6 protein-coding genes are annotated in these 2926 nt (G+C 56.4%); all 6 read left to right on the forward strand.

Annotation, left to right across the window (positions count from 1 at the left end):
* Positions 1–1060, forward strand: a 1060-nt coding sequence (locus Q0349_RS09345) for a hypothetical protein (protein WP_298080612.1), incomplete at its 5' end; no start/stop codon positions are given.
* Positions 1061–1063: 3 nt separating this feature from the next.
* Entirely contained in the window at positions 1064–1291 is a 228-nt protein-coding gene (locus Q0349_RS09350; protein WP_298080614.1) for a hypothetical protein, read from the forward strand.
* Positions 1292–1449: 158 nt separating this feature from the next.
* The gene (locus Q0349_RS09355) at positions 1450–1692 is read left to right on the forward strand and encodes a hypothetical protein (RefSeq protein ID WP_298080615.1); all 243 of its coding nucleotides are present in this window, start codon (positions 1450–1452) and stop codon (positions 1690–1692) included.
* A gap of 45 nt (positions 1693–1737) precedes the next feature.
* Entirely contained in the window at positions 1738–1956 is a 219-nt protein-coding gene (locus Q0349_RS09360) for a hypothetical protein (RefSeq protein ID WP_298080616.1), read from the forward strand.
* Between the two features lie 122 nt (positions 1957–2078).
* Positions 2079–2438 carry a hypothetical protein gene (locus tag Q0349_RS09365; RefSeq protein ID WP_298080617.1) on the forward strand — a complete coding sequence of 120 codons (360 nt, stop codon included), beginning with the start codon at positions 2079–2081 and terminating at the stop codon, positions 2436–2438.
* A 56-nt stretch (positions 2439–2494) separates the two neighbouring features.
* Entirely contained in the window at positions 2495–2731 is a 237-nt protein-coding gene (locus Q0349_RS09370) for a hypothetical protein (RefSeq protein ID WP_298080618.1), read from the forward strand.
* Positions 2732–2926 lie beyond the last annotated feature (195 nt).

Consider the following 2926-nt stretch of genomic DNA (forward strand, 5'->3'; position numbering starts at 1 on the left):
CGACAGCGACACCACCGACCTGCCAATACTCCCCGGATATGTTATGCACAACAAAATCACCGCCGACGTGGGTGGCGAGCCGCTCGACCTGCTCGCCCTCAGCCTCACCACCGACACCGCCAGCTACTGCTGGCAGGGCGACATCACCCTCTCGCCCGCATCCTTTGCCCGCCTCAACATCGACGGACGTGCCGCGGGCGACGAGGCCGTCATCACCATGCGCATCAACGGCCAGCGCTGGGACATCATGGCGGAAGACTACCGCGACACCCGCAAATTTATAGGTCACTCATATACCGTCACCGGGCGCAGCATCACCGCCCGCCTCGGCGCGGACTACGCCAAAGGGCGCCACCAAAAATACAGTGAAGCCCGCTACGCGCGGCAAATCGCCGACGAGCAGCTCCAACTGCTGCCCTACCGCATCGCGGCGTGGGAGGCGGTCGATTGGCTCATCCCCGGCGACACCTACACCGTATCAGGGCAGACGCCGATAGAGGTGATTGCCGACCTCGCCCACGCCGCCGGGGCGTATGTGGAGAGCCACCCCTACGAGGCGCAACTGTTTGTCCGCCCCGTGTGGCGACAACCCGCCTGGGCAAAACCGGCGCCGGCGCTCACCATCCCCGCCAACCTCATCCTCTCGGTGAGCGGCCAGCGGCGCATCAGCGAGCGCGCCAACGCGGTGCGGATAACACCGGCGGCCGAGCTGGTGGGCGGCGGCAAAGCCAAGGGCGGCCTCGTCTATCGTGAGGGGACAGACCAGCAGCCGGAAGCCTCAACACTAACCCATGCCGCCTACACCGACAGCGACGTCATGCGCGCCGCGGGCATCCATGCCTTGAGCGAGACCGGCACCCACAAGATGGAGACGGTGCAACTGCCGTGGACAGAAAAATACCAGCTGCCGCTGGCCAGCCTCGGCGCCGTGTGGGCATTTGCAGAGGCGGGACAGACGTGGCAAGGTGTCATCAAGGGCGTGAGCGTCGCGGTCGAGCTGGACAACGGCGCACCGGTCGTCACCCAAACCGTCACCATTGACCGCTACATGGGGGACTAAGCCATGAACATCCGCCAACAACTGATTGACCTCATCAACCCGCACCACCGTGCTGTCGCCAAAATCGTCGGCGGCAAGGGGGCAGACACCTGGGTCGGTGAAACCCCGTCCGGCGGCGTGGTCATCGTCAGCGGGCAGACGCAGATTGGCGAGAGCGTCTATTTTGATGCCATCACCCTGCGCATTGAGGGCAAGGCGCCAGACTTGGACTGGCAAGAAATCAAGGTTTGACGAAAAAACGCTTCAAAAACATATAATAGTGCAAATTCTTAGTGAAGCTCTTGCATTACTAGGCGTATAGTAATATTATACACACATGGACAGCAAACACGCTGACGTGCCGACAGCTACCGGCAACGTAGCTGACTAACCAAGTAAAGGTAAACAACATGAACGCAAAAGAAATTAACGAAAAAATGATGGCTGCTGGCATCCCTGGCTATGCCAAAGAGTGGAATGGCCGCCGCATCTACATCAACCTGGATGCCTGCGACAAGGGCTTTGCTGGCAACCGCAACTATCAGCTCTACTATGACATTGCCATGCAAAAGCTGGTGAGCCAAAGCGGCAAAGGGACAATCAGCAGCAACTACCGCGCCGAAATAGAAAAGGTCGAAGCCCTTTTCAACTAACCCAGCAGGCCGCCGCAAGGCGGTCTCTTACTATCAGGGGAACCCATGAGCCGAAACGCAAACACCGAACACAGCAAAAAGCTGCGCCGTGATGCAGCAAAAAAATTCATCAACGGACTGACGGCAGCGAACCGCTTTGCCGTCAACCATAAAGACCCAGCGGTCATTGCCGCCATCCGCGCCGGGCTGGAACGAATTGAAGGCCGCAACCAGGCGGAAAAAATCCTATATCTCATAGAGGATTATCAAAAAAGGCAAAAATAAAAGCAAAAAGGCGCTTGCATTACTATGCGCCTAGTAATATACTGCACACATGGGAGGCGAGAAAGCCAACCCGCCGACGAACACCGGCACCGTGTTCGACTTACCAAGTAAAGGAACCCAAAATGAAAGTTAAAGTTATCGAAACCGGAAGAATCGACGTCCTCGAACTGCGCAACGCCAGCGGCCAGGACAATTTGTCTGACATCATCGGAGACCACGGTGCATTCGGCGATGACACCAGTTGCCAATTCAGCCGCGAATGGGATGAAGACGAAGGCGACGAAGTCTATCTGACCAGCCAGGCAAATTATGAATGGTGGGTTGATATGATTTCCTTGCTCGAAGAAGAGCAAGACCTTATCGATGAACTCTCGAAAGAACATGGAAGTGAGGTCTATGAAGCCATCTCCGGCATTGACGGCGACCTGAAAGACGCCACCGAGGAACGCATCGCCACCCTCAAAGAGGTGTTTGGCGAATAATCCCCAGGCGTCGCGCCAGCGGGCGTAAAAATCGCAAATGCACTGGGAGATGAATAATGAAAAGCACTGTAATCATCTACAAACGCGGGAAAGGTTACGTGATGGACTGCCACGGGCAACACAACGGCGTCCATCAGGGTAGCAGGGCGGGATTGACGCCGCAGGAGGCGGCAGTTAGCGCTGCGCGTGCCATGATGCGTTACGCTCTCAACAACCCGGAGGGTGGCAGCCTTATGGCACCCGCCGAGGTGCTGGAGCTGGTGCCGGAACATTTGCACGACATTAAACCGTAATTGGTACAGTCGGCGTGCGAACTGATTTTTGTCACCTTTCGAGGCGGTTTTTTACTCCGCTGATTTGTGGGGCGTTGCGTGGGGTGTAATCAACAAAACACGGGTATTTTATTGATATAAATATAGAAGTTATTTATACACAAATCCCCCCGCCTCCACCATTTATCATGACAATACTGTTCCATGCTGTACAAA

This window comes from uncultured Cardiobacterium sp. (genome assembly GCF_938028185.1).
In the GTDB taxonomy this organism is placed as follows: Bacteria; Pseudomonadota; Gammaproteobacteria; order Cardiobacteriales; family Cardiobacteriaceae; genus Cardiobacterium.

Bases quoted from the DNA above. Each gene is read 5' to 3' on its own strand.
- Q0349_RS09355 (WP_298080615.1), top strand. From the start codon at position 1,450: ATGAACGCAAAAGAAATTAACGAAAAAATGATGGCTGCTGGCATCCCT.
- Q0349_RS09370 (WP_298080618.1), top strand. From the start codon at position 2,495: ATGAAAAGCACTGTAATCATCTACAAACGCGGGAAAGGTTACGTGATG.
- Q0349_RS09350 (WP_298080614.1), top strand. From the start codon at position 1,064: ATGAACATCCGCCAACAACTGATTGACCTCATCAACCCGCACCACCGT.
- Q0349_RS09360 (WP_298080616.1), top strand. From the start codon at position 1,738: ATGAGCCGAAACGCAAACACCGAACACAGCAAAAAGCTGCGCCGTGAT.
- Q0349_RS09365 (WP_298080617.1), top strand. From the start codon at position 2,079: ATGAAAGTTAAAGTTATCGAAACCGGAAGAATCGACGTCCTCGAACTG.